The sequence below is a fragment of the Micromonospora sp. NPDC126480 genome, assembly GCF_040302465.1.
Taxonomy (GTDB): Bacteria; Actinomycetota; Actinomycetes; order Mycobacteriales; family Micromonosporaceae; genus Micromonospora.
In genome coordinates this window covers 1-19,127 of the sequence record NZ_JBEORU010000039.1, presented here as the reverse complement: position 1 = coordinate 19,127, position 19,127 = coordinate 1, and the positions used below count along the sequence as shown (strand labels likewise).

The following is a 19,127-nucleotide window of genomic DNA, read 5'->3' as shown; positions in this document are numbered from 1 at the left end:
GCGATCGCCGAGGGCCTCCGACCGGGGCCCTCGGCGGCGTCGTCAGACGCGGTGGGCGCCGACCAGGGTGGCGGTGCGCTCGGCGGGCAGCCGCTCCTCGAGGACGCGGCGCTGCCGGTAGCAGGCGTGCAGCATCCGGCGGTCGTCGCCCGGGCGCGGATCGGCGGTGACGATCCCGATGTGGTGGATCCGTCGGCCGGGGCGGGCGAAGAAGTAGAGGTCACCGGGGCGTTCGCGACCGGGTTCCAGGGGCGTGGTCGCGCCGGCCTGGTCGTCGGCGTCGCGGGGCAGCAGCACGCCGAACCGTCGCCAGGCCAGGTGCACCAGCCCGGAGCAGTCGATGCCGTACGTGGAGACACCGCCCCAGACGTAGCCGACGTCCAGCAGCCGGCGGGCGACCTCGAGCACCTGCTCGGCGTTCGGGGCGGCGGTCGGCAGGCCGGCGGTGTGCGCGGCCGGCAGCCACAGCGGCGCGTCGTGGCCGGGGGCGTGCACCGGGCGCCACCCGGCCACGACGGGGCCGGCGGCGGACAGCCGGGTGCCCAGGATGACGCCGGGCAGCCGTACCGGGCCGTCCGGCGTGGCGTGCAGGGCGGTGACGGTGGCGTCGACGACGAGCGGGTCGCCGGCGGGGTGCGCGGTCACCGGGGTCAGTTGGACGGCCGGGACCCAGCCGGGGTAGCCGCGCGGGTCCAGCTTCGCGGCGGGCTGCTCGACCGCGATCACGTGGGCCCACCCGTCGGTGCGTGACTCGGTGACGAGCACCCGCTCGCCGAGCAGCAACTGGCTCAGGACGCAGTCGCCGACCTGCTGGTCGGTGTCCAGAGCGGCGATCCAGGTGGGCAGGTCGGCCTGCGGGGAGAGGGCCGGGCCGTCGACCTTCCGTACCGCCTCGGGTGCGGCCCAGAGGGTGGCGACGCCGACCCGGACGACGGCCTCGCGGCCTGGTTGCAGCTCCACGGTCCACCCCCAGCTCGCCCCGTGCGCTGTCGCGACCCTATGAAAGTTTCCACCAAAGATCAAACGTCGGTCTGAATCTTTACTTCATCGACGGAATCGATGCCGAGTCCGGGCGCGTCCGGCAGGACGACGGACGCCCCGTCGTACCGGGGGCCGCCCCGCACCGGTGACCAGGCCAGCCACCAGGCGGCGTCCAGGTCCGACACCGCGGTCGTGCCGTACGCCGCGACCAGGCTCGCCGCCGCGCCGATGCCGACCTGGCTCTCCATCATCGAACCGACCACCGTGCCCATACCGTGCGCGACGGCCAGGTCGAGCAGGGTGCGCGCGGGGTGCAGACCGCCGCACTTGGCGAGCTTGACGTTGACCAGGTCGGCGGCGCGGCGGCGGATCACCTCCACCAGGTCGCGGACGCCGAAGACCGCCTCGTCGGCGAGGATGGGCGTGCTCACCCGGTCACTCACCCAGCCCAGCCCGTCGAGGTCCCACCGGGGCACCGGCTGCTCCACCAGCTCGACGTCCAGCCCGGCGTCCTCGATGCCCCGGATCACCCGGACCGCCTCCCGGGGCGTCCAGCCCTGGTTGGCGTCGAGCCGGATGCGGACCCGGTTGCCGACCGCGGAGCGGACCGCGCGGACCCGGTCGAGGTCCCCGGCGGCGTCCGTGCCGACCTTGAGCTTCAGCACGCCGAACCCCTCCGCCTGGCGGGCCCGCGCGGCGGCCGCCAGGTCCACCGCGTCGCCCGCGGCGAGCGTGACGTCCGTGGGGACCCGGCGGCCGGCGCCGCCGAGCAGCCGCACCAGCGGTACGCCGAGCCGCCGGGCGGCCAGGTCGTGCAGGGCGACGTCGACGGCGGCCTTGGCGGCCTCGTTGCCGGCGACCGCCCGCTGCACCTCGGCGCAGCGCGCCACCAGATCGTCCGGATCGCGGCCGGCGATCCGGGGGCCGAGCACCTCGCGGACGCACGCCTCGGAGCCGGCGACGGACGCGCCGGTCACCTGCCACACCTGCGGCGCCTCACCGAAGCCGCGCCTCCCGTCGGCGTCGACGACCTCCACCACCAGGGTGTCCACGGTGGTGGTGCGGCGCAGCGCGGTGACGAACGGGGTGTGCAGGGGCGCGGAGAGCCGGTGGGTGCGTACCGCGGTGATCGTCATGTCGGGCACCCTATAAGGGGACCGACGGACGATGGGGAGGCTGCATGTCGGAGCGGCACTGGGAGCTGGTGGGTGCGCCGAACGCCCGCGATCTCGGCGGGCTGGTCGGCGCGGACGGGCGGCGGGTCCGGCCGGGGGTGCTCATCCGTACCCCGGCGCTCGGCCGGCTGACCGACGAGGACCTGCCGGTGCTGGCGAAGCTCGGGCCGGCGTGTGTGGTGGACCTGCGGGACGTCGCGGAGCAGGCGGTCGCCCCGCCGGACCGGCTGCCGGGGGAGCCGCGGGTCGTGCACCTGCCGGTGCACGACGCCGCGCACCCGGTGTTCACGTACGTGTCGGCGGTGCTGCTCGGCCACGACCTGAGCGCGTACGACGAACTGGCCGGGGAGGGCACGCCGTCGGCGATGGCGGCCATCTACCGCTGGTTCGTGACCGGTGAGTCGGCGCGGGCCGGTTTCGGGACGGCGGTACGGCTTGCGGCGGAGGCGGAGAACCTCCCCCTGCTCTACCACTGCTCGGCCGGCAAGGACCGGACCGGCTGGCTGACCGTGGTGCTGCTGCACGCCCTCGGGGTGGACGAGGCGGCGATCCGGGCCGACTACCTCGCCAACAACGCGCTCAGTGAGAGCCTGCGGGAGGTGCTGCTGAGCGCGATGCGCCGGCGGAACCCGGAGCTGGACGTCGACGCGGTCCGGCCGGTGCTGGAGGTGCGCGACGAGTACCTCGACGCCGGCTACGCCGAGGTGCGGCGGGTGCACGGCTCGTTCGGGGCGTACCTGCGCGACGGGCTCGGCGTCGACCGGGAGACGGTCACGGCGTTGCGGGGGCGGCTGCTGGAGTGACCGCCGTGGCGGCGGGCCGGCGGGCGGCCCAGCCGGTGACGATGAGGGCCTGACCGGCGGCGTAGGTCGCCATCACCCAGACCGGCGGGCCGGGCAGGGTGGCCACCTCGGCGACACCGGTCGCGATGAGCAGGTCGGAGCCGAGGAAGAGCGCGCCGCCGAGGCCGACCCGCCAGCCGTGCGCCGCGGCGGTGCTCGCCATTGTCGCGAGGGCCACCGCGTACCCGGCCACGGGAACGGCGAGGCCGGCGTCGGTGAGGCCCGGCCACATCCAGGCGAGGGCGGCGGCGGTCAGTGCCGCGTACCCGAGGGGGACGGCGACCAGCGGCGGGCGGCGCAGCGCGGCGGCGGCGCCGCCCCGGGTGAAGGCCGCGACGTAGCAGACGTGGGCGGCGAGGAAGAGCGCCATGCCGGCGAGGAAGGCCGCGTCGCCGTCGCCGAGCAGCGCGACGTCGCCGCCGGTGGAGAAGGCCAGAGCGGCGAGGACCAGCCGGTCCGGTCGGGCGCCGCGTGCGGTGGCGGCCCGCCAGAGGTACGCGGCGAGCAGCGGCATCAGCAGCGGTTTGGTCAGCAGTACGCCGGTGGTGCTGTCGGTGGCGTTGGCGAGCAGGTTGGCCGCTGTCACGACGGCGAACGCGGCCAGCAGGGCGCGGCGGGACGGCATGTGCGGCTCCTCGGGGCAGGTGGCAGCAGCGTAGGCGGCACCGGGCCGCCCCGGCCAGCGTCAGGTCAGGTCGTGGCGGGCGGTCCAGGCCGCGCGGGAGATGTCGGCGATCAGGCGGCAGGCGTCGTCGTCGTCCTCGCCGCTCGGGCCGCCGTCGGCGAGGTCGGTGGTGGTGCAGACGACGATGGCGTACGGGGGCGCGTCGTCGGGGTAGACGACGCCGGCGCCGTGGCGGACGCCCCGGACCCAGCCGTTCTTGTGCGCGACGCGGGTGCCGTCGGGCAGGCCGGCGGCGATGTCCTCGAGGTGCTCCTGCGCGGCGAGGGTGTCGAGCATGACGACGCAGCTGCCCGGGGCGGCCAGCGGGCCCGGCCGGCCGGCACCGAGGGCCAGGCCGCCCAGCAGGGCGGCGAGGTCGGCGGCGGTGACCAGGTTGGTGACGCCCGCGTCGCGGGCGGCGAAGTCCTCGATGCCGCGACCGGTGACGCTGTGCCGGGCTCCGGCGCGGGCCCACACGTCGGACACCGCGGGCAGGCCGACGTGGCCGATGACCAGGTTGGTGGCGAGGTTGCTGGAGCGGATGATCATGCGTTCGGCGAGCCAGCGCAGCGGGGCGACGTCGCCGAGCCGCTCCCAGACGGCGTCGTCGTTGTCGTAGTGGCGCGCGCAGGAGAACCGCGGCGCGCCGGGCTGGGCGGAGTCGAACTCGTTGCGTACCGGCACCGGAGCGTCCAGGTCGAGGCGGCCGGCCTCGGCGGCGCGGTGCAACGCCACCAGGACGGCCACCTTCATCGTGCTGGCCGCGTAGTGGGTGGCGTCCGGGTGCCGGGTCCAGGTGGGGGCGGCGTCGAGGCGCCCCACGTACGCCGAGACCGTGCCGGGCACCCGGTCCAGGCGCGCGTCGAGAGCGTCGAAGATCACCCGCCGAGGGTAGCCGGTAAGGAAGGGCCCCTTCTTAACGCCTCGCGAGGTGAAGGGGCCCCTTCTTAACACTCAGCCGGCGTGCTTGCGCCGCGCCGCGGCACGGGCCCGCTGGGTCTGGTCGAGCACCACCTTGCGGATGCGGACCGCGGCGGGGGTCACCTCGACGCACTCGTCCTCGCGGCAGAACTCCAGCGCCTGCTCCAGGGACAGCCTGCGCGGCGGAATCAGCTTCTCCGTCTCCTCCGCCGTGGAGGAGCGCATGTTGGTGAGCTTCTTCTCCTTCGTGATGTTGACGTCCATGTCGTCGGAGCGGGAGTTCTCCCCGACGATCATGCCCTCGTACACCTCGGTGCCCGGCTCCACGAACAGCGTGCCGCGTTCCTGGAGGTTCATCATCGCGAAGGCGGTCGCGGCGCCGGCCCGGTCGGCGACCAGCGAGCCGTTGCTGCGGGTCCGCAGCTCGCCGAACCACGGCTCGTACGACTCGAAGACGTGGTGCAGGATGCCGGTGCCCCGGGTCTCGGTGAGGAACTCGGTGCGGAAGCCGATCAGGCCGCGCGCCGGGACCAGCCACTCCATCCGGATCCAGCCGGTGCCGTGGTTGACCAGCTGCTCCATGCGGCCCTTGCGGGTGGCCAGCAGCTGGGTGATCGCGCCCAGGTACTCCTCGGGTGCGTCGATGGTCAGCCGTTCGACCGGCTCGCAGGTCTTCCCGTCGATCTCCCTGGTGACCACCTGCGGCTTGCCGACGGTCAGCTCGTACGACTCGCGGCGCATCTGCTCGACCAGGATCGCCAGGGCCAGCTCGCCGCGGCCCTGCACCTCCCAGGCGTCGGGGCGCTCGGTGGGCAGCACCCGCAGCGAGACGTTGCCGACCAGCTCCTTGTCGAGGCGGTCCTTGACCATCCGGGCGGTGACCTTGGCGCCCTTGACCCGGCCGACCAGCGGCGAGGTGTTGGTGCCGATGGTCATCGAGATGGCCGGCTCGTCGACGGTGATCAGCGGCAGCGGCTGCGGGTCCTCGGCGTCGGCGAGCGTCTCACCGATCATGATCTCCGGGATGCCGGCGACGGCGATGATGTCGCCAGGTCCGGCGGAGTCGGCGGGCTTGCGCTCCAGCCCTTCGGTCATCAGCAGCTCGGAGATGCGTACCCGCTGGGTGCTGCCGTCGGTGCGGCACCAGGCCACGGTCTGGCCCTTGGCGATGGTGCCCTGCCGCACCCGGCACAGGGCGAGCCGGCCGAGGAACGGCGAGGCGTCCAGGTTGGTGACGTGGGCCTGGAGCGGGGCCGTCTCGTCGTAGGCGGGCGGCGGGATCGTGTCCAGCAGGGTGCGGAACAGCGGCTCCAGGCTGTGGCTGTCCTGGGGTACGGAGCCGTCGGCGGGCTGGGTCAGCGAGGCGATGCCGTCGCGGGCGCAGGCGTAGACGATCGGGAAGTCGATCTGCTCCTCGTCGGCGTCCAGGTCGAGGAAGAGCTCGTACGCCTCGTCCACGACCTCCTTGATCCGGGCGTCCGGGCGGTCCACCTTGTTGATCACCAGGATGATCGGCAGCCGGGCCTTGAGGGCCTTGCGGAGCACGAACCGGGTCTGCGGCAGGGGGCCCTCGCTGGCGTCGACCAGCAGCAGCACCCCGTCGACCATGGTGAGGCCCCGCTCCACCTCGCCGCCGAAGTCGGCGTGCCCGGGGGTGTCGATGATGTTGATGGTGACCGGGTCGGAACCGTCGGCGGGCAGGTACCGCACGCCGGTGTTCTTGGCGAGGATGGTGATGCCCTTCTCGCGTTCGAGGTCCATCGAGTCCATCACCCGTTCGGTCACCTCGCCCCGGGCGCCGTAGGCGCCGGCCTGCCGCAACATGGCGTCGACCAGGGTGGTCTTGCCGTGGTCGACGTGAGCGATGATGGCGACGTTGCGGAGGTCGGTGCGAAGCTGCATACCCTCCATACTCTCCTGTCTGCGGTCGCCCGGGACGCGTCGGGGTCAACCCCCAGTTGGCCCGGGTCTCTGGTGAAACTCCTGTCCCAGCCGTTCGGCCGGCTGGCATGCTGACCCTCGTGTTCATGGGGGCCACGTGCACGACCTGCTGACCGCGCTGCAGGGTCTGCCGCCCCTGCTCATCTACCTGGTCGCCGCCCTGATCGTCATGGCGGAGACCGCCGTGATCTTCGGACTGCTGGTGCCGGGCGAGGCGACCTTGCTGCTGGTTGGCTTTCTAGCGTACGCGGGGACGTTACGGCTCGGCCCGGCGCTGCTGGTGATGGTGGCCGCAGCGGTGATCGGGGACACACTCGCCTTCCGCGCCGGCCGCCGGTACGGGCCCCGGCTGCGGGCCAGCCGCTTCGGTGCCCGGGTCGGGCCGCACCGGTGGCGGCGGGCCGACGCGCTCCTCGGGAAGGTGGGCGGCCGGGGGGTGTTCACCGCCCGCTGGGTGGCCTTCGCCCGCACCCTGGTACCCCGGCTGGCCGGCGCCGCCGGGATGCCGTACCGGCGGTTCGCGCCGTGGAACCTCGGTGGGGTGATGACCTGGGTGGGTGGCTCGGTGATCGCCGGCAACCTGGCCGGGGAGTCGTACGAGAAGGTGTCGCACCTGCTCGGCCGGGCCACCGGCGCGGTGCTGGTGCTGCTCGGGGCGGTGGTCGCGGTGCTGCTGGCCGGGCGCTGGCTGGGCCGCAACCCGGATCCGGTGCGGTCGCTGCTGGCTCGGGCCGGCGCGCTGCCGCCGGTGAGCTGGCTCTCCGGCCGGTACGGGGTGCTGTTCTTCCTGCTCGCCATGCACATCGGGCCGGGTTGGACGCTGTTGCTGAACCTGGCCGCCGGACTGCTGCTGCTGTTCGTGGCCGGGATCGCGGTGGCCTGGTTGCTCGACCTGGTGGTCCGGCACAGCGGGCTGGCGGTGATCGACGGCGCGATCGCCGACTGGTTCGCCGCCCGTCGTACGCCGGAGGCCGTCGACGTGACACTGGCGGTGGTCTCGGTGCTGCGCGCGCCGGTGCTGATCGTGGCGGTGGCGCTGGTGGCCGCGGTGGTCGCCTGGCGGCAGCGGCCGTGGCAGGCCGATCTGCTCAGCGTCCTGGGCACCGCCGGCGCGTTCGTGCCGCTGGTGGTGCTGGCGGTCGCCGCCGACGTGGCCGGGCCGGATCAGGCGGGCCCACCGGTGCTGTTCCCGACCCAGACCGCAGTGGTCACCGCGAGCCTGTGCACCCTCGCGTGGCTGCTTTCCCGGGGTGCGCGCTGGCCGGTCGCGGTGGCGGCGTGGACGGTCGCTGCCGCGGGCGTGGTCGGGCTCGGCGGCGCCCGTCTCTACCTGGGCCTGAGCAGTGCCAGCAGCGCCCTGACCGGCGCGTTGCTGGGCGTCGCCTGGACGGCGGTGTTCATGGTGGCGTGGGTGACCCGGGACCGGGCCGTGGTCGCCGGGGATCAGGACGTCGCGGACCAGAGCGCCGGGGGTCAGGACGCCCGGGACCGGGGCGCGGTGGACCTGCCGGGAGCGGCGGAGACCGACCCGGTTCCGCGGCCCCCGCAGGACGTCGCCGGCGTGTGACGGGGCGGCGGCCGGCCTCGGTGCCTGCTACCGTGCGGCGGGCACGGGGAGAGGGGCCGATATGGACAGACGTCCGGTGTGCGCGGCGGTGATCTCGGTCGTCCTGGTGACCGGGTTGGCCGGCTGCGCGCGGGACGCCGTGGAGCCCGTCGCCGCCCCGGCCGGGGCGACGACCGCGGCGACGACCGCGCCGCAGGAGCCGGCCGCGACGGCCACGCCGTCCGCCCGGCAGTCGATGGGGGCGGCACCGCGTCCCAGCGCCTCACCCAGTTCACGGGCGAAGCCCAAGCCGACCCGGGCCACCGCCCCACGAGCGGCGGCCCGACCGCCGAAGGAGACGCAGGTCCCGCCGGCGCCGCCGAAGCCGTCGTCGACGGCCTGCACGCCCCACTACGAGGGGACCCGCGCCTCGCGGGCACAGGTGAAGTCGGCGCTTGCCGACGCGGCGGCGAGGACCTACTGGCCGACCTCCGCGCCGGACATCCGGATCCCGCTGGACCTGGTGAAGGCGACGGCCTGGCAGGAGAGCGGCTGGCAGTCGGACATCATCGCCTGCGACGGCGGCATCGGCCTGATGCAGGTGATGCCGGCGACCGCCGAGTGGATGAACCAGCGGTTCGGGCAGAGCTACGACGTGCGCGACTACCGCGACAACGCGTACCTCGGCGCGAACTACCTGGCCTGGCTGACGAAGTACATCGGCGACATGTACTTCGAGTCCGACTACCGGCTCGACGCCGCCCTGTGCACCACCGAGCTGAACTCGTGCCTGCTCAACGCGGTGATCGCGGGGTACAACTACGGGCACGGCGCGGTCGCCCGGGAGGGGGAGCCGCTCACCATCCCCAACCCCCGGTACGTGCGCAACGTCCGCGCCCTGATGACCGAGTGCGTCTGCCTCACGTACTGACCGGCCCGGGTTCGCGGTGGACCCGGCCGGGCCACCAGAACCGGTCGCCGAGCAGGAACGCCAGTGCCGGCACCAGCACCGTCCGCACGAGCAGGGTGTCGAGCAGGACACCGATGCAGACGATGATCCCGATCTGGGTCAGCAGGATCAGCGGGAGCACGCCGAGGACGGCGAAGACGGCGGCGAGCAGCACGCCGGCGCTGGTGATGACCCCGCCGGTGACCCGCAACGCGGAGAGCATCCCGTCGCGCGTGCCCGTGCGCCGGGCGTCCTCGCGGGCGCGGGTGACGAGGAAGATGTTGTAGTCCACGCCGAGGGCCACCAGGAACACGAACGCGAGCAGGATGACGCCGCTGTCCAGCGCGGGGAAGCCCAGGACGTGCTCGAAGAGCAGCCACGCCGCTCCGAGGCTGGCGAAGTACGACGCGATCACGGTGAGCACCAGCAGCACCGGGGCGAGCAGCCCGCGCAGCAGCAGCACCAGCACGGCGGCGACGAGCAGCAGGATGATCGGCAGGATCAGTCGCAGGTCCTCCGCGTTGGCCTCGTCGGAGTCGTAGGTGGCGGCGACCGTGCCGCCCACCACGGCCCCGGCGAACGGGCCGACGCCGTTCACGGCGGGCGGGGCCGAGCCGGGGACGGCGGCGACCGCCTCGCGCAGCGCCGCCACCGCCCGGTCGGACGCGGCCGTGCCCGGCTCGGACTCCAGCACCACGTCGATCTGGGCGACGGTCTCGCCGGCGCTGCCCGGCCGGGCCGACGCGACACCCGGCACCGCGGTCGCGGCCTCGGTGACCGCGCCGGCCGCCGCCGGGTTGGTGAGCACGGCGACCGGCTGGGTCGTCCCGGCGGGGAACGCCTGCGCCAGGGTCTGCGCCCCGGCGACCGCCTCCGGCTGCACCCGGAACTGCTCGGTCTCCGACAGGCCGGTGCGGATGCTTAGGCCGCCGAGGGCGAGACCGGCCAGCAGCAGGGTGGCCAGGACGGCGACGGCCGCCGGGCGGCGGACGACGGCGGCGCCGAGCCGCCCCCACAGCCGGCCCTCCCGGGCGGCGCTGCCGACGCGGGGGATGAAGGGCCAGAACAGGCCCCGGCCGAGGAGCACCAGAGCGGCGGGGAGCACGAGCAGCGCCGACAGCATCGCCAGGACGATGCCGGTGGCACAGGCGACGGCGAGCGCCCGGTTGGTCTCCTGCTCCGACAGCAGCAGGGTGAGGACGCCCAGGACGACGGTCGAGCCGCTGGCCAGGATGGGTTCCGCGGTGCGGCGCAGCGCCGCGCGCATGGCCAGGAACCGGTCCGTCTCGCGGCGCAGCTCCTCCCGGTAGCGGGCGATGAGCAGCAGGGCGTAGTTGGTGGCGGCGCCGAAGACGAGCACGCTGGCGATGCCGGTGACGGCCCCGGTCTGCAGGTTGATGCCGACCGCCGGGACGATCGTCTCGATGGCACGCAGGGTCAGCTGCTCGGTCGCCGCGACGACGACAAGCGGCACGATCCACAGGAACGGGCTGCGGTAGGTGATCAGCAGCAGCAGCGCCACCACCCCGGCGGTCACCGCCAGCAGCGTGACGTCGGCGCCGTCGAAGACCTTGGTCAGGTCGGCGGTGAACGCCGGCGCACCGGTCACGTCGACGGTGAGCCCGGGCGGGGGGTCGGCCAGCGCGCCGCGCACCTCGTCGACGGCTTCGACGACGCGCTCCTGCCCGCCGGCGGTGGACAGCGGCACGGCGACCAGCGCGACGGTGCCGTCCGGAGAGACCTGCGGGGGCGGGACCCGGCCGCCGACCGCGAACCGGCTCAGCTCGCCGGACCGGCCGGCGACCGCCTCCCGGTCGGCGGCGGTGAGCGCCCCGCCGTCGGCGCGGCTGACGACGACGATGGCCGGCTGGACCTCGCTGGACGGCAGCTCCTCCTGCAGCCGCTCCACCTGGGTGGACTGCCACCGTTCGGACAGCCCGGTGGCCGAGACCGGAGCGGGGTTGTCGGGCCTGGGCAGCCCGAAGATCGCGGCGCCGAGGACGATCGCGGCGACCAGGGTGAGCCATGCGGCCCACCGGCCCCGGGCGACCTGGGTGAAGAGGGACATCGTTTCCTCACGGGGCTGGACGGGAAGACCTGCTGCGACGCCCGAGTTCTTCGCACGCGCGAATATCCTGGCCATCGAGTATCTCGACAACCGAGATTATCGACTGTTCAGATATGCTGCAACCGCAGGCGACAACGAGGAGAAGTAGCGGGACGTGGCAGCTCACGGCATGTACCGGCGGCGCGACACCCGGCGCGACCAGCTGGCCGCGGAGATCACCAACAACCTCCGGCGGTACGCGGTGGACGCCCAGCACGTCGGCCACGCCTTCGCCAACCTGCATGGCCTGGGAGCGACCGACCTGCAGGCCCTGATCGCCGTCATGGACGCCGAACTGCAGGGCGACCCGATCACGCCGGGCCGCCTCGGGGAACAGCTCAATCTCTCCTCCGGATCGGTGACCGCCCTGATCGACCGGTTGGAGCGGGCCGGCCACATCCGCCGCGACCGCGACGCCACCGACCGGCGCAAGGTCCTGCTGCACTACGCCGACCGGGGCGCCACCGTCGCCATGGAGTTCTTCCGGCCGCTCGGCCGCCGCACCGACGCGGTGATGGCCGAGTTCACCGACGACGAGCTGGAGACCGTCCACCGGTTCGTCGCCGCGATGGGGGCGACCCTCCGGGAGCACCGCGACGCCGTCCGGGCCGCCCGTCCCGACCCGCGCCCCGCGGACGGCTGAGTCCCACCATGCTGCCGGCCCTGGCGACCCGGTTGGCGACGGCCGTGCTGAGCCTGCCGCCGCCCCGCACCCGCCGGGTCACCGTGACCCGCGACATACCGGTCCGGGTCCGCGACGGGGTGCCGCTGCGCACCGACCATTACGCGCCCGGCCTGCCGGACGCGCCCACCGTGTTGATCCGCACCCCGTACGGGCGGGGCGGGCCGATGCGCCTGCTCGGCCGGCTGGCCGCCGAGCGGGGCCAGCACGTGGTGATCCAGTCCTGCCGGGGCACCGGCGGCTCCGGCGGGGCGTTCGACCCGCTCGTGCACGAGCGCGAGGACGGGCTGGACACCCTCGACTGGCTGCGCCGCCAGCCGTGGTGGACCGGCGCTTTCGGCATGTTCGGCGCCAGCTACCAGGGCTTCGTCCAGTGGGCACTGGCCGCCGACGCGGGAGACGAGCTGCGCGCGATGGTCGCGGTGGTGACCGCCTCCGGCACCCGCGACTCGACGTACGCGGGTGAGTCCTTCGCCCTGGACACGGTGCTCACCTGGGCCGAGCTGCTCCAGGCGCAGACCGTGCCGTGGCTGGCCCGGCAGTGGGAGCTCAAGCGGGGCCAACCCCGTCTCGCCGCCGCGTTGGCCCACCTGCCGCTGGCCGAGGCGGACCGGGTGGCCACCGGTGTGACCGTGCCCTTCTTCCAGGAGTGGCTGCGTCACCACACCCCCGACGCGCGGTACTGGCGGAATCGGGTCTTCGGCGACCGTCTCGCGGAGGTCCGCGCACCGGTGGCCATGATCAGCGGCTGGCACGACATCTTCCTGCCCGCGCAACTGCGCGACTTCGTGGCCCTGCGCGCCGCCGGGGCCGCACCCCGGCTCACCGTCGGGCCGTGGACGCACGGCAGCCCCGGACTGTTCGTCGCCGCGCTGCGCGACGGGCTCGACTGGCTCGACGAACACCTGGGCGGTCACCCCGCCCCGCCCCGCGCCCCGGTCCGGGTGCACGTCGGCGGCGCCGGCGGCGGCTGGCGGGAGCTGCCGGACTGGCCCCCGCCGGCGACGCCGGCCGCCTGGCACCTGCACCCGCGCGGGCGGCTGGACACCACGCCGCCGCCGGAGTCGGACCCGGACGGGTTCTGGTACGACCCGGCCGACCCCACCCCGTCGCTGGGCGGCCCGCTGCTCGTGGCCCAACGCGCGGGACCGGTCGACAACCGGCCCGTCGAGGCGCGTCCCGACGTGCGCACCTTCACCAGCGCCGCGCTGGCGGAGCCGGTGGAGATCGTCGGGCCGGTCCGGGCCACCGTGTTCGTCCGAAGCGACCTGCCGCACCTCGACGTCTTCGTGCGACTGTGCGACGTGGACATCCGAGGGCGGTCCTGGAACGTGTGCGACGGTCTCGTCCGGGTCACCCCGGACGCGTTCCCCGCCGACGCGACCGGTGCCGCGCGGGTGAGTGTGGACCTGTGGCCGGCGGCCCACCGGTTCGCGCCCGGGCATCGGCTGCGCGTGCAGGTCTCCGGGGGCGCGCACCCCCGGTACGCACGCAACCCGGGCACCGGTGAACCCCTCGGCACGGCGGTCACTCTGCGTGCCGGATGGCGAGAGATCTTGCATGATCCGGCGCATCCGTCCGCTGTGTTCCTGCCCACCGTCCACGAGGGCCCGGGGTCGTCTCCACGGTAAACGGTGCCGCTCTGAACTGGGCGTTTGTTCGCCGAGGGGGTTATGGTTGGGCTACGCCCGGCGCTGTGCGCACCTCGACCGGGCTCGCTCGTGAGGCCCCCACACCGCGTACGCGGTGTCACCGTCGTGCCCGGCCACGACCTCCCGGAAGGGGGACCCATGACGCGGGCCCCGGAGACCCTGCTGGCCGTGCGCGGCCTGCTCCTCGCCCATCTCAACGTCGACCCGAACACCGTACGCGGATCGGACCTCGAACCGGCCGAGGTCGGCATCGTCGGCGACGCCAACCACCGGGGTGGCTACCACTGCGGCTCCGACCGGGTGGTCGCCAACGACTACTCGGTGGTCGAGTCACCCCGGGACTCGGCCGGCCTGACCCTCGACGCGGCCGCGCTCGACGTCGGCCTCTTCGAGGTCGCCTCCGGCGGCCGCGCCCACACCCTGCGGACCTTCTCGGTCTGGTGTGTGGAGCAGTGCGTCGCCAGGGCCCCGGACACCCGGGACATCCGCGAGATCATCTACAGCGCGGACGGTCGGACGGTCCGGCGGTGGGACCGGCTCGGGCGGCGCAGCAGCGGCGACAGCTCCCACCTGTGGCACACCCACTTCAGCTTCTTCCGCGACTCGATCAAGGCGGGCCGGGACCAGACCCCCCTGTTCCGCCGCTACCTCACCAGCATCGGACTCCTGGAGGGCGACATGCCGCTCACAAGCGAAGACCTCGACAAGGTGCGTTCGGCGACCGCACGTGGCATCTACGACGCGTTGTGGGTGGCGGCCAACGGCAGGCCGTACCGCGATCTGGCCTACACCGGACCGGGATCGATCGGCGAGTCGATCAAGGCCAACCTGGCCGCCCTGGTGGTCGCGCCGGTGCTGTCCGGCCTGGCCGGCGCCGACGTGGTCGACGAGCCGGCGATCATCCAGGGCGTCCTGGCCGGGCTCACCCCGGAGAAGATCGCCGCGGCGATCCCGCCGACGCTCGCCCAGCAGGTGGCGGACGAACTGGCCCGGCGCCTGGCCGAGTGACCGGTGGGGGCGGCCGGTCACCCGACCGCCCCAGGCCGCGGGGACCGGCGCCCGTTCCGGTGCGCGGGGCGCCGCGTCCCGACCGGGTCACATCGCGCGGACGTTGTCCGCCTGCGGGCCCTTCTGGCCCTGGGTGACGTCGAACTCGACCTTCTGGCCCTCGCTCAGTTCCCGGTAGCCGCTCATCGAGATCGCCGAGTAGTGGACGAAGACGTCCGGCCCTCCGCCGTCCTGCTCGATGAAGCCGAAGCCCTTTTCCGCGTTGAACCACTTGACGGTGCCGGTTGCCATTCATCTCTCCCTGTTCCGAGCAGGCGACCGTCGACCGCGGGGCCGATGATCGCCCGGTACCTTCCCGACAGTAACCGGCCAAACCCCGATCTGCTGGGCGAAGTGCCGCAGGCGAGTCGGTGAACCTTCGAAGTCGCACCGGTCGAACACGGCGTGGCGTCCCGCCGGGTACGGCATGCTGGCGCGGGTGAGCGGATCCGCGCGTGCCCTGGTCGACCTCGAACGGGAGGTCGACCGGCCCGGCCGCGGCCTGGACCGGCTTCGCCTGGTGCCCACCCCGTTCGTGCCCGAGGTCCGGCTGCACCTGGCGGAGGACCCGATCGTCTGGTGGGCGCGGATGGAAGCGCGGGCCGGGCGCGCACTGCCGCCGCCGTACTGGGCGTCGGTCTGGGCCGGCGGGCAGGCCCTCGCCCGGTACCTGCTCGACAACCCCGCCCTGGTCGCCGGGCGCCGCGTGCTCGACCTGGCCGCCGGCTCCGGTGTGGTCGCGATCGCCGCCGCGCTCGCCGGCGCCGCCCACGTCACCGCGGCCGACACCGACCCGTACGCCGTCGCGGCCGTCACCGTCAACGCCCGGGCCAACGATGTGGCGGTCGAGGCGACCGCGCAGGACCTGCTCGACACCACACCGGCCGGACTGGACCTGCTGGTGGCCGGCGACGTCCTCTACGACCGGGCGATCGCGGCCCGGATGCTGTCCTTCCTGTTCCGCGCGGCGTCCGCCGGCGCCGAGGTGCTGGTCGGCGATCCCGGACGCGGCCACGTCCCGCCGGGCGCGCTGGCCGTCGTGGCGGACTACCCGGTGCCCACCACCGAGCCCGCGCCCGACTCACCGGTACGCACCGTGCAGGTGCTGCGGCCGGGCTGACGGCTCAGGGGCGACCCCGAGGCGGGAACCAGGGGCGGGTGGGGGGTCAAACCGGATGCCCGACCGGAGCAGCGGCAATACCGTACGTGGCATGGCGGATTGGCTGGCCCAGGTCGGAGAGCTTCCCACCACCCTGCTGATGGGGGTGCTCGGGGTGGTGATGCTCTTCGACGCCGTGCCGCTGCTGGGTGTGCTGGTTCCCGGGGACGTGGCGATCCTCGCGGCGGTGGGGGCGGGTGGCCCCACCGCCGGCCTCGCCACCGTCACCGCCGTCGTCGTCGGCTGCCTGGCCGGCTGGTCGCTGAGCTTCCTGGCCGGCCGGCACTTCGGGAACCGGCTGCGGCACAGCCGGTTCGGCGGCTGGATCGGCGAGGAGCGCTGGGCGGCGGCGGAGGGGATCCTGCGCCGCGGTGGCGGGCGCATGGTGCTGGTGGCGCCGTTCCTGCCCGTGTTCAACGCGCTGCTGCCGCTGGCGGCGGGCGGGCTGCGGATGTCGTACCGGCGGTTCGTCGTCTGCGCGGCGCTCGGCGCGGCGGCCTGGGCGGGCCTCTACCTGGCGCTGGGCACGGTCTCCCGGACGCTCGCCGGTCTGCTGCCGGGTGCGCCCAGCCCGATGGTGGTGACGATGGCGGTCGGTGTCGTGCTCGCCGGCCTGGTCCTGGCGGTGACCCGCCGTCGGTTGCTGCCCGTCGGCTGAGGTCGTGGGGTGGGGCCGCCGGTGACGTGGCACCGGGTCGGCCGCGGGTGCGGGCCCGACGCCGACCCGGGCCTCGGCTCGGATCCGATTCGACCGGCTTACCAGCCGCGGGCCCGCCACTGGGGGAGAGCGGAACGTTCGGCGCCCAGGGTGCTGTCCCGGCCGTGCCCGGGGTAGAACCAGGTCTCGTCGGGCAGCCGGTCGAAGAGGCGGTGCTCCACGTCGTCGATGAGCTGGCCGAAGCGCTCCGGGTCCTGGTCGGTGTTGCCCACACCCCCGGGGAAGAGGCTGTCGCCGGTGAACAGGTGCGGCGGGCCGGCCGGGTCGCGGTAGAGCAGGGCGACAGAGCCCGGTGTGTGCCCGCGCAGGTGGATGACCTCGAGCGCGCAGTCGCCGACCGGCACGGTGTCGCCGTCGGTCAGGGTCTCGGCCTCGATCGGCAGCCCGGCCGCGTCCTCGGCGTGCACCAGGACCCGGGCACCGGTCTTGGCCACCACCTCCTCAAGCGCCACCCAGTGGTCCATGTGCTGGTGGGTGGTCACCACCGCGGCGAGCCCGGCGTCGCCGACCAGGTCGAGCAGCCGCGGCGCCTCGTTGGCCGCGTCGATCAGCACCTGGTCGCCGGTGGCCGTGCAGCGCAGCAGGTAGGCGTTGTTGTCCATCGGGCCCACCGACACCTTGGTGATGGTGAGCCGGTCGAGCTGGCGGACGGCCGGCGGGCCGCCGGGCGTGACGTCTCCGGTGTAGGTCATGAGGTCGTCTATATCCATTCCGGTGGGGTCGGCAGGGGGCCATCGGGGGTGACGGTGAGCACGGTGCCCGGGCTGCGGCCGATGAGCCAGGCGGCGAGCTGCGCGGCGGCGCCGGTCACCGTCGGAGCGGCCGCGCGGTCGCCGACGACGAGTTCGTGCCGGCTGCCGTCGAACCGCAGCACCATCGGCGGCGCGTCGGCACGCCCGGCCAGACCGGTGGCGACCTCGTGCAGCAGCCGGTGGCCGAACACCTCCGGCCAGTCCGCCGGCCCGTAGCCGGCGGCCAGGTCGACGTGGTGCACCTCCAGCTCCCGCAGGCGCCCCCACACGAGCATCGCGGCCGGCCAGGGCCCGCGCCGCGTCTCGACGGTGGCGCCCCACGCCTCGACCGGCATCGCCGCCACCGCCTCGGCGAAGCGGTCCGCGCTGCGCCGCAGGTCGTCCAGCTGCTCCTCGGGCGGGCGGGGAGCGCCCGCCTCGATGTCCGCCTCGCGCGCGGCCGGGCTCGCGTACATCGGGATCGGCTCACCGGTGCGGGCGGCCGTGAGCAGGTTGACGAAGCCGTCGGCGTTGCGGGCGAGGTGCGCCAGCACGTGCCCCCGCGTCCATCCCGGCAACAGGGACGGGGCGGCGAGGTCCGCGTCGTCGAACGCGGCCGAGGTGCGCAGCAGGCGGGCAGTGGCGTCGTCCACCTCGCCGGTCAGCAGAAGCGGATCGGAGGTCACGTATCGACCCTAACGGTCGGGCGCTCGCACGTCGCCGGGGAAATGGCTTTCGGCGTACCGCCGCGCGCCCTACCGTCGGCGGCAACGCGGCACCGGAAGGTCGGGAGGAGGTGGTGATCGTGCCGGTTCCAGCACGCGTGAGCAGTCCGAACCGACATCCGTGGGGAGCCATGACCATCGACCTGACCGCCCTCGGCTGGGACGCCGACCGGGCGACCGAAGTACGGCGGGGCACCGACCACCGCCCGGGCCGCGTGGCCCGGGTCGACCGGGGCGTGTGCACCGTTCTCGGCGTGGACGGCCCGGTCCGCGCCACGCTCGGCGGGGGCGTGCTGGCCGCCGCCGCCCGCGACCTGACCTGCCTGCCCTGTGCTGGCGACTGGGTGCTGCTGGCCACCTGGCCGGACCGGAACGTCACGGTCGAGGCGGTGCTGCCCCGGCGTACGGCGCTGGTCCGGCGGACCGCCGGCAAGGACGCCAGCGGTCAGGTGCTGGCCGCGAACCTCACCGCCGCGGCGGTGGTCGAGCCGGTGCACCCGGAGCCCGACGTCGGGCGGATCGAGCGGCTGCTCGCGCTCGCACACGAGTCGGGCGCCCGTCCGCTGGTGGTGCTGACCAAGGCCGACCTGGCCCCCGACCCGGCCGCGCTGGCGCGGCAGATCGCCGCCGTGGCGCCCGGGGTGCCGGTGCTGCCGGTGAGCGCCGAGCGTGGCGAGGGCCTCGATCCGCTGCGCGCCGAGGTCGCGCCGGGCCGCACGCTGGGTCTGCTCGGCCCCTCCGGCGCGGGAAAGTCGAGCCTGCTCAACGCCCTGGCCGGCGCGGTGGTGATGCCGACCCAGTCGATCCGGCGGGTGGACGGCAAGGGCCGGCACACCACGACGTGGCGGGCGTTGGTGCCGGTGCCGGGTGGTGGCGCGGTGCTGGACACCCCGGGGGTACGCGCGGTGGGCCTGCTCGACGCCTCCGCCGGCCTGGACCGGGCGTTCGCCGACATCGCCGCGCTCGCCGCCGGGTGCCGGTACGGCGACTGCTCGCACGACGGTGAGCCGGCGTGCGCGGTGCGGGAGGCGTTGGAGTCCGGGGAGCTGTCCGTCCGCCGGTGGGAGAACTGGCGGCGGCTGCAGCGGGAGGTGGCGTACGAGACGCGGCGCCGCGACGCCCGGTTGGCGGCCGAGCGGCGGGGCGGCTGGCGCGGGGCGCGACGGCGGGCGGGGGGGCCCGCCCCGCCCGGGGGGCCCCGGGGCCCCCGCGCGGGCCGGGGCGCCGCCCGGGGGGCGCCCCGGGGGGCCGCGGGGCGGGGGGGGCCCGGGGGTGGGGGGGGGGTTT

At 74.6% G+C, this 19,127-nt stretch carries 17 protein-coding genes and 1 pseudogene; 9 read left to right on the top strand and 9 right to left on the bottom strand.

Annotation, left to right across the window (positions count from 1 at the left end):
- Positions 1 to 42 precede the first annotated feature (42 nt).
- Both ABTW87_RS27220 and ABTW87_RS27215 read right to left on the bottom strand, forming a co-directional pair.
- Positions 43 to 960: a C40 family peptidase gene (locus tag ABTW87_RS27220; protein ID WP_350653956.1), complete on the bottom strand. Its 918-nt coding sequence runs from the start codon at positions 958 to 960 to the stop codon at positions 43 to 45.
- 59 nt (positions 961 to 1,019) lie between these two features.
- Entirely contained in the window at positions 1,020 to 2,117 is a 1,098-nt protein-coding gene (locus ABTW87_RS27215; RefSeq protein WP_350653955.1) for a mandelate racemase/muconate lactonizing enzyme family protein, read from the bottom strand.
- Positions 2,118 to 2,161: 44 nt separating this feature from the next.
- On the opposite strand from ABTW87_RS27215, the gene ABTW87_RS27210 reads away from it, so the two are divergent.
- Positions 2,162 to 2,959 (top strand): tyrosine-protein phosphatase, encoded by a 798-nt coding sequence (locus ABTW87_RS27210; protein WP_350653953.1) that lies wholly within the window; start codon positions 2,162 to 2,164, stop codon positions 2,957 to 2,959.
- On the opposite strand, the gene ABTW87_RS27205 is transcribed toward ABTW87_RS27210, so the two are convergent.
- The 3 genes from ABTW87_RS27205 to typA all read right to left on the bottom strand — a co-directional run bounded on the left by ABTW87_RS27205 (position 2,928) and on the right by typA (position 6,485).
- On the bottom strand, positions 2,928 to 3,623 hold the full coding sequence (locus ABTW87_RS27205; protein WP_350653951.1) for a lysoplasmalogenase: 696 nt from the start codon (positions 3,621 to 3,623) through the stop codon (positions 2,928 to 2,930). The genes ABTW87_RS27210 and ABTW87_RS27205 overlap by 32 nt on opposite strands.
- 60 nt (positions 3,624 to 3,683) lie before the next feature.
- Positions 3,684 to 4,544 carry a serine hydrolase gene (locus ABTW87_RS27200; RefSeq protein ID WP_350653950.1) on the bottom strand — a complete coding sequence of 287 codons (861 nt, stop codon included), beginning with the start codon at positions 4,542 to 4,544 and terminating at the stop codon, positions 3,684 to 3,686.
- A 72-nt stretch (positions 4,545 to 4,616) separates the two neighbouring features.
- The gene (typA, locus tag ABTW87_RS27195) at positions 4,617 to 6,485 is read right to left on the bottom strand and encodes a translational GTPase TypA (RefSeq protein ID WP_350653949.1); all 1,869 of its coding nucleotides are present in this window, start codon (positions 6,483 to 6,485) and stop codon (positions 4,617 to 4,619) included.
- Positions 6,486 to 6,621: 136 nt separating this feature from the next.
- Here typA and ABTW87_RS27190 point away from each other — a divergent pair, with 136 nt between their 5' ends.
- Both ABTW87_RS27190 and ABTW87_RS27185 read left to right on the top strand, forming a co-directional pair.
- Entirely contained in the window at positions 6,622 to 8,091 is a 1,470-nt protein-coding gene (locus tag ABTW87_RS27190; protein WP_350653948.1) for a DedA family protein, read from the top strand.
- Positions 8,092 to 8,152: 61 nt separating this feature from the next.
- Positions 8,153 to 9,001 carry a lytic transglycosylase domain-containing protein gene (locus ABTW87_RS27185; protein WP_350653947.1) on the top strand — a complete coding sequence of 283 codons (849 nt, stop codon included), beginning with the start codon at positions 8,153 to 8,155 and terminating at the stop codon, positions 8,999 to 9,001.
- Here ABTW87_RS27185 and ABTW87_RS27180 read toward each other — a convergent pair.
- A complete protein-coding gene (locus tag ABTW87_RS27180) occupies positions 8,991 to 11,087 on the bottom strand; it encodes an MMPL family transporter (RefSeq protein ID WP_350653946.1) in 2,097 nt (698 codons plus the stop codon). The genes ABTW87_RS27185 and ABTW87_RS27180 overlap by 11 nt on opposite strands.
- Positions 11,088 to 11,256: 169 nt before the next feature.
- On the opposite strand from ABTW87_RS27180, the gene ABTW87_RS27175 reads away from it, so the two are divergent.
- The 3 genes from ABTW87_RS27175 to ABTW87_RS27165 all read left to right on the top strand — a co-directional run bounded on the left by ABTW87_RS27175 (position 11,257) and on the right by ABTW87_RS27165 (position 14,468).
- Complete coding sequence (locus ABTW87_RS27175) at positions 11,257 to 11,769, top strand: MarR family winged helix-turn-helix transcriptional regulator (RefSeq protein WP_350654002.1); 513 nt, start codon at positions 11,257 to 11,259, stop codon at positions 11,767 to 11,769.
- Between the two features lie 8 nt (positions 11,770 to 11,777).
- Positions 11,778 to 13,439, top strand: a complete 1,662-nt coding sequence (locus tag ABTW87_RS27170; RefSeq protein WP_350653945.1) for a CocE/NonD family hydrolase — start codon at positions 11,778 to 11,780, stop codon at positions 13,437 to 13,439.
- Between the two features lie 159 nt (positions 13,440 to 13,598).
- Positions 13,599 to 14,468, top strand: a complete 870-nt coding sequence (locus tag ABTW87_RS27165; protein WP_350653943.1) for a hypothetical protein — start codon at positions 13,599 to 13,601, stop codon at positions 14,466 to 14,468.
- A gap of 87 nt (positions 14,469 to 14,555) precedes the next feature.
- Here the strand turns inward: ABTW87_RS27165 and ABTW87_RS27160 are convergent, their stop codons facing one another.
- Positions 14,556 to 14,759 (bottom strand): cold-shock protein, encoded by a 204-nt coding sequence (locus ABTW87_RS27160; protein WP_350653942.1) that lies wholly within the window; start codon positions 14,757 to 14,759, stop codon positions 14,556 to 14,558.
- A 175-nt stretch (positions 14,760 to 14,934) separates the two neighbouring features.
- Between ABTW87_RS27160 and ABTW87_RS27155 the strand changes: the two genes are divergently transcribed.
- Both ABTW87_RS27155 and ABTW87_RS27150 read left to right on the top strand, forming a co-directional pair.
- The gene (locus ABTW87_RS27155) at positions 14,935 to 15,627 is read left to right on the top strand and encodes a class I SAM-dependent methyltransferase (protein ID WP_502891654.1); all 693 of its coding nucleotides are present in this window, start codon (positions 14,935 to 14,937) and stop codon (positions 15,625 to 15,627) included.
- A gap of 91 nt (positions 15,628 to 15,718) precedes the next feature.
- Positions 15,719 to 16,324, top strand: coding sequence for a DedA family protein (locus ABTW87_RS27150; RefSeq protein WP_350653940.1), 606 nt, complete (start codon positions 15,719 to 15,721; stop codon positions 16,322 to 16,324).
- A 98-nt stretch (positions 16,325 to 16,422) separates the two neighbouring features.
- On the opposite strand, the gene ABTW87_RS27145 is transcribed toward ABTW87_RS27150, so the two are convergent.
- Entirely contained in the window at positions 16,423 to 17,076 is a 654-nt protein-coding gene (locus ABTW87_RS27145; protein ID WP_350653939.1) for an MBL fold metallo-hydrolase, read from the bottom strand.
- An 8-nt stretch (positions 17,077 to 17,084) separates the two neighbouring features.
- A complete protein-coding gene (locus tag ABTW87_RS27140; RefSeq protein ID WP_350653938.1) occupies positions 17,085 to 17,801 on the bottom strand; it encodes a maleylpyruvate isomerase family mycothiol-dependent enzyme in 717 nt (238 codons plus the stop codon).
- Between the two features lie 170 nt (positions 17,802 to 17,971).
- On the opposite strand from ABTW87_RS27140, the pseudogene rsgA reads away from it, so the two are divergent.
- Positions 17,972 to 19,039: pseudogene (gene rsgA, locus ABTW87_RS27135) on the top strand (ribosome small subunit-dependent GTPase A); the annotation flags it as partial.
- Between the last annotated feature and the right edge of the window lie 88 nt (positions 19,040 to 19,127).

What these genes read in the sequence shown, in the direction of transcription:
- ABTW87_RS27210 (WP_350653953.1), top strand. Translation starts at nt 2,162, where the DNA reads ATGTCGGAGCGGCACTGGGAGCTGGTGGGTGCGCCGAACGCCCGCGAT.
- ABTW87_RS27215 (WP_350653955.1), bottom strand. Translation starts at nt 2,117, where the DNA reads ATGACGATCACCGCGGTACGCACCCACCGGCTCTCCGCGCCCCTGCAC.
- ABTW87_RS27160 (WP_350653942.1), bottom strand. Translation starts at nt 14,759, where the DNA reads ATGGCAACCGGCACCGTCAAGTGGTTCAACGCGGAAAAGGGCTTCGGC.
- ABTW87_RS27170 (WP_350653945.1), top strand. Translation starts at nt 11,778, where the DNA reads ATGCTGCCGGCCCTGGCGACCCGGTTGGCGACGGCCGTGCTGAGCCTG.
- ABTW87_RS27165 (WP_350653943.1), top strand. Translation starts at nt 13,599, where the DNA reads ATGACGCGGGCCCCGGAGACCCTGCTGGCCGTGCGCGGCCTGCTCCTC.
- ABTW87_RS27205 (WP_350653951.1), bottom strand. Translation starts at nt 3,623, where the DNA reads ATGCCGTCCCGCCGCGCCCTGCTGGCCGCGTTCGCCGTCGTGACAGCG.
- ABTW87_RS27175 (WP_350654002.1), top strand. Translation starts at nt 11,257, where the DNA reads ATGTACCGGCGGCGCGACACCCGGCGCGACCAGCTGGCCGCGGAGATC.
- ABTW87_RS27180 (WP_350653946.1), bottom strand. Translation starts at nt 11,087, where the DNA reads ATGTCCCTCTTCACCCAGGTCGCCCGGGGCCGGTGGGCCGCATGGCTC.
- typA (WP_350653949.1), bottom strand. Translation starts at nt 6,485, where the DNA reads ATGCAGCTTCGCACCGACCTCCGCAACGTCGCCATCATCGCTCACGTC.
- ABTW87_RS27155 (WP_502891654.1), top strand. Translation starts at nt 14,935, where the DNA reads ATGCTGGCGCGGGTGAGCGGATCCGCGCGTGCCCTGGTCGACCTCGAA.
- ABTW87_RS27145 (WP_350653939.1), bottom strand. Translation starts at nt 17,076, where the DNA reads ATGACCTACACCGGAGACGTCACGCCCGGCGGCCCGCCGGCCGTCCGC.
- ABTW87_RS27150 (WP_350653940.1), top strand. Translation starts at nt 15,719, where the DNA reads ATGGCGGATTGGCTGGCCCAGGTCGGAGAGCTTCCCACCACCCTGCTG.
- ABTW87_RS27185 (WP_350653947.1), top strand. Translation starts at nt 8,153, where the DNA reads ATGGACAGACGTCCGGTGTGCGCGGCGGTGATCTCGGTCGTCCTGGTG.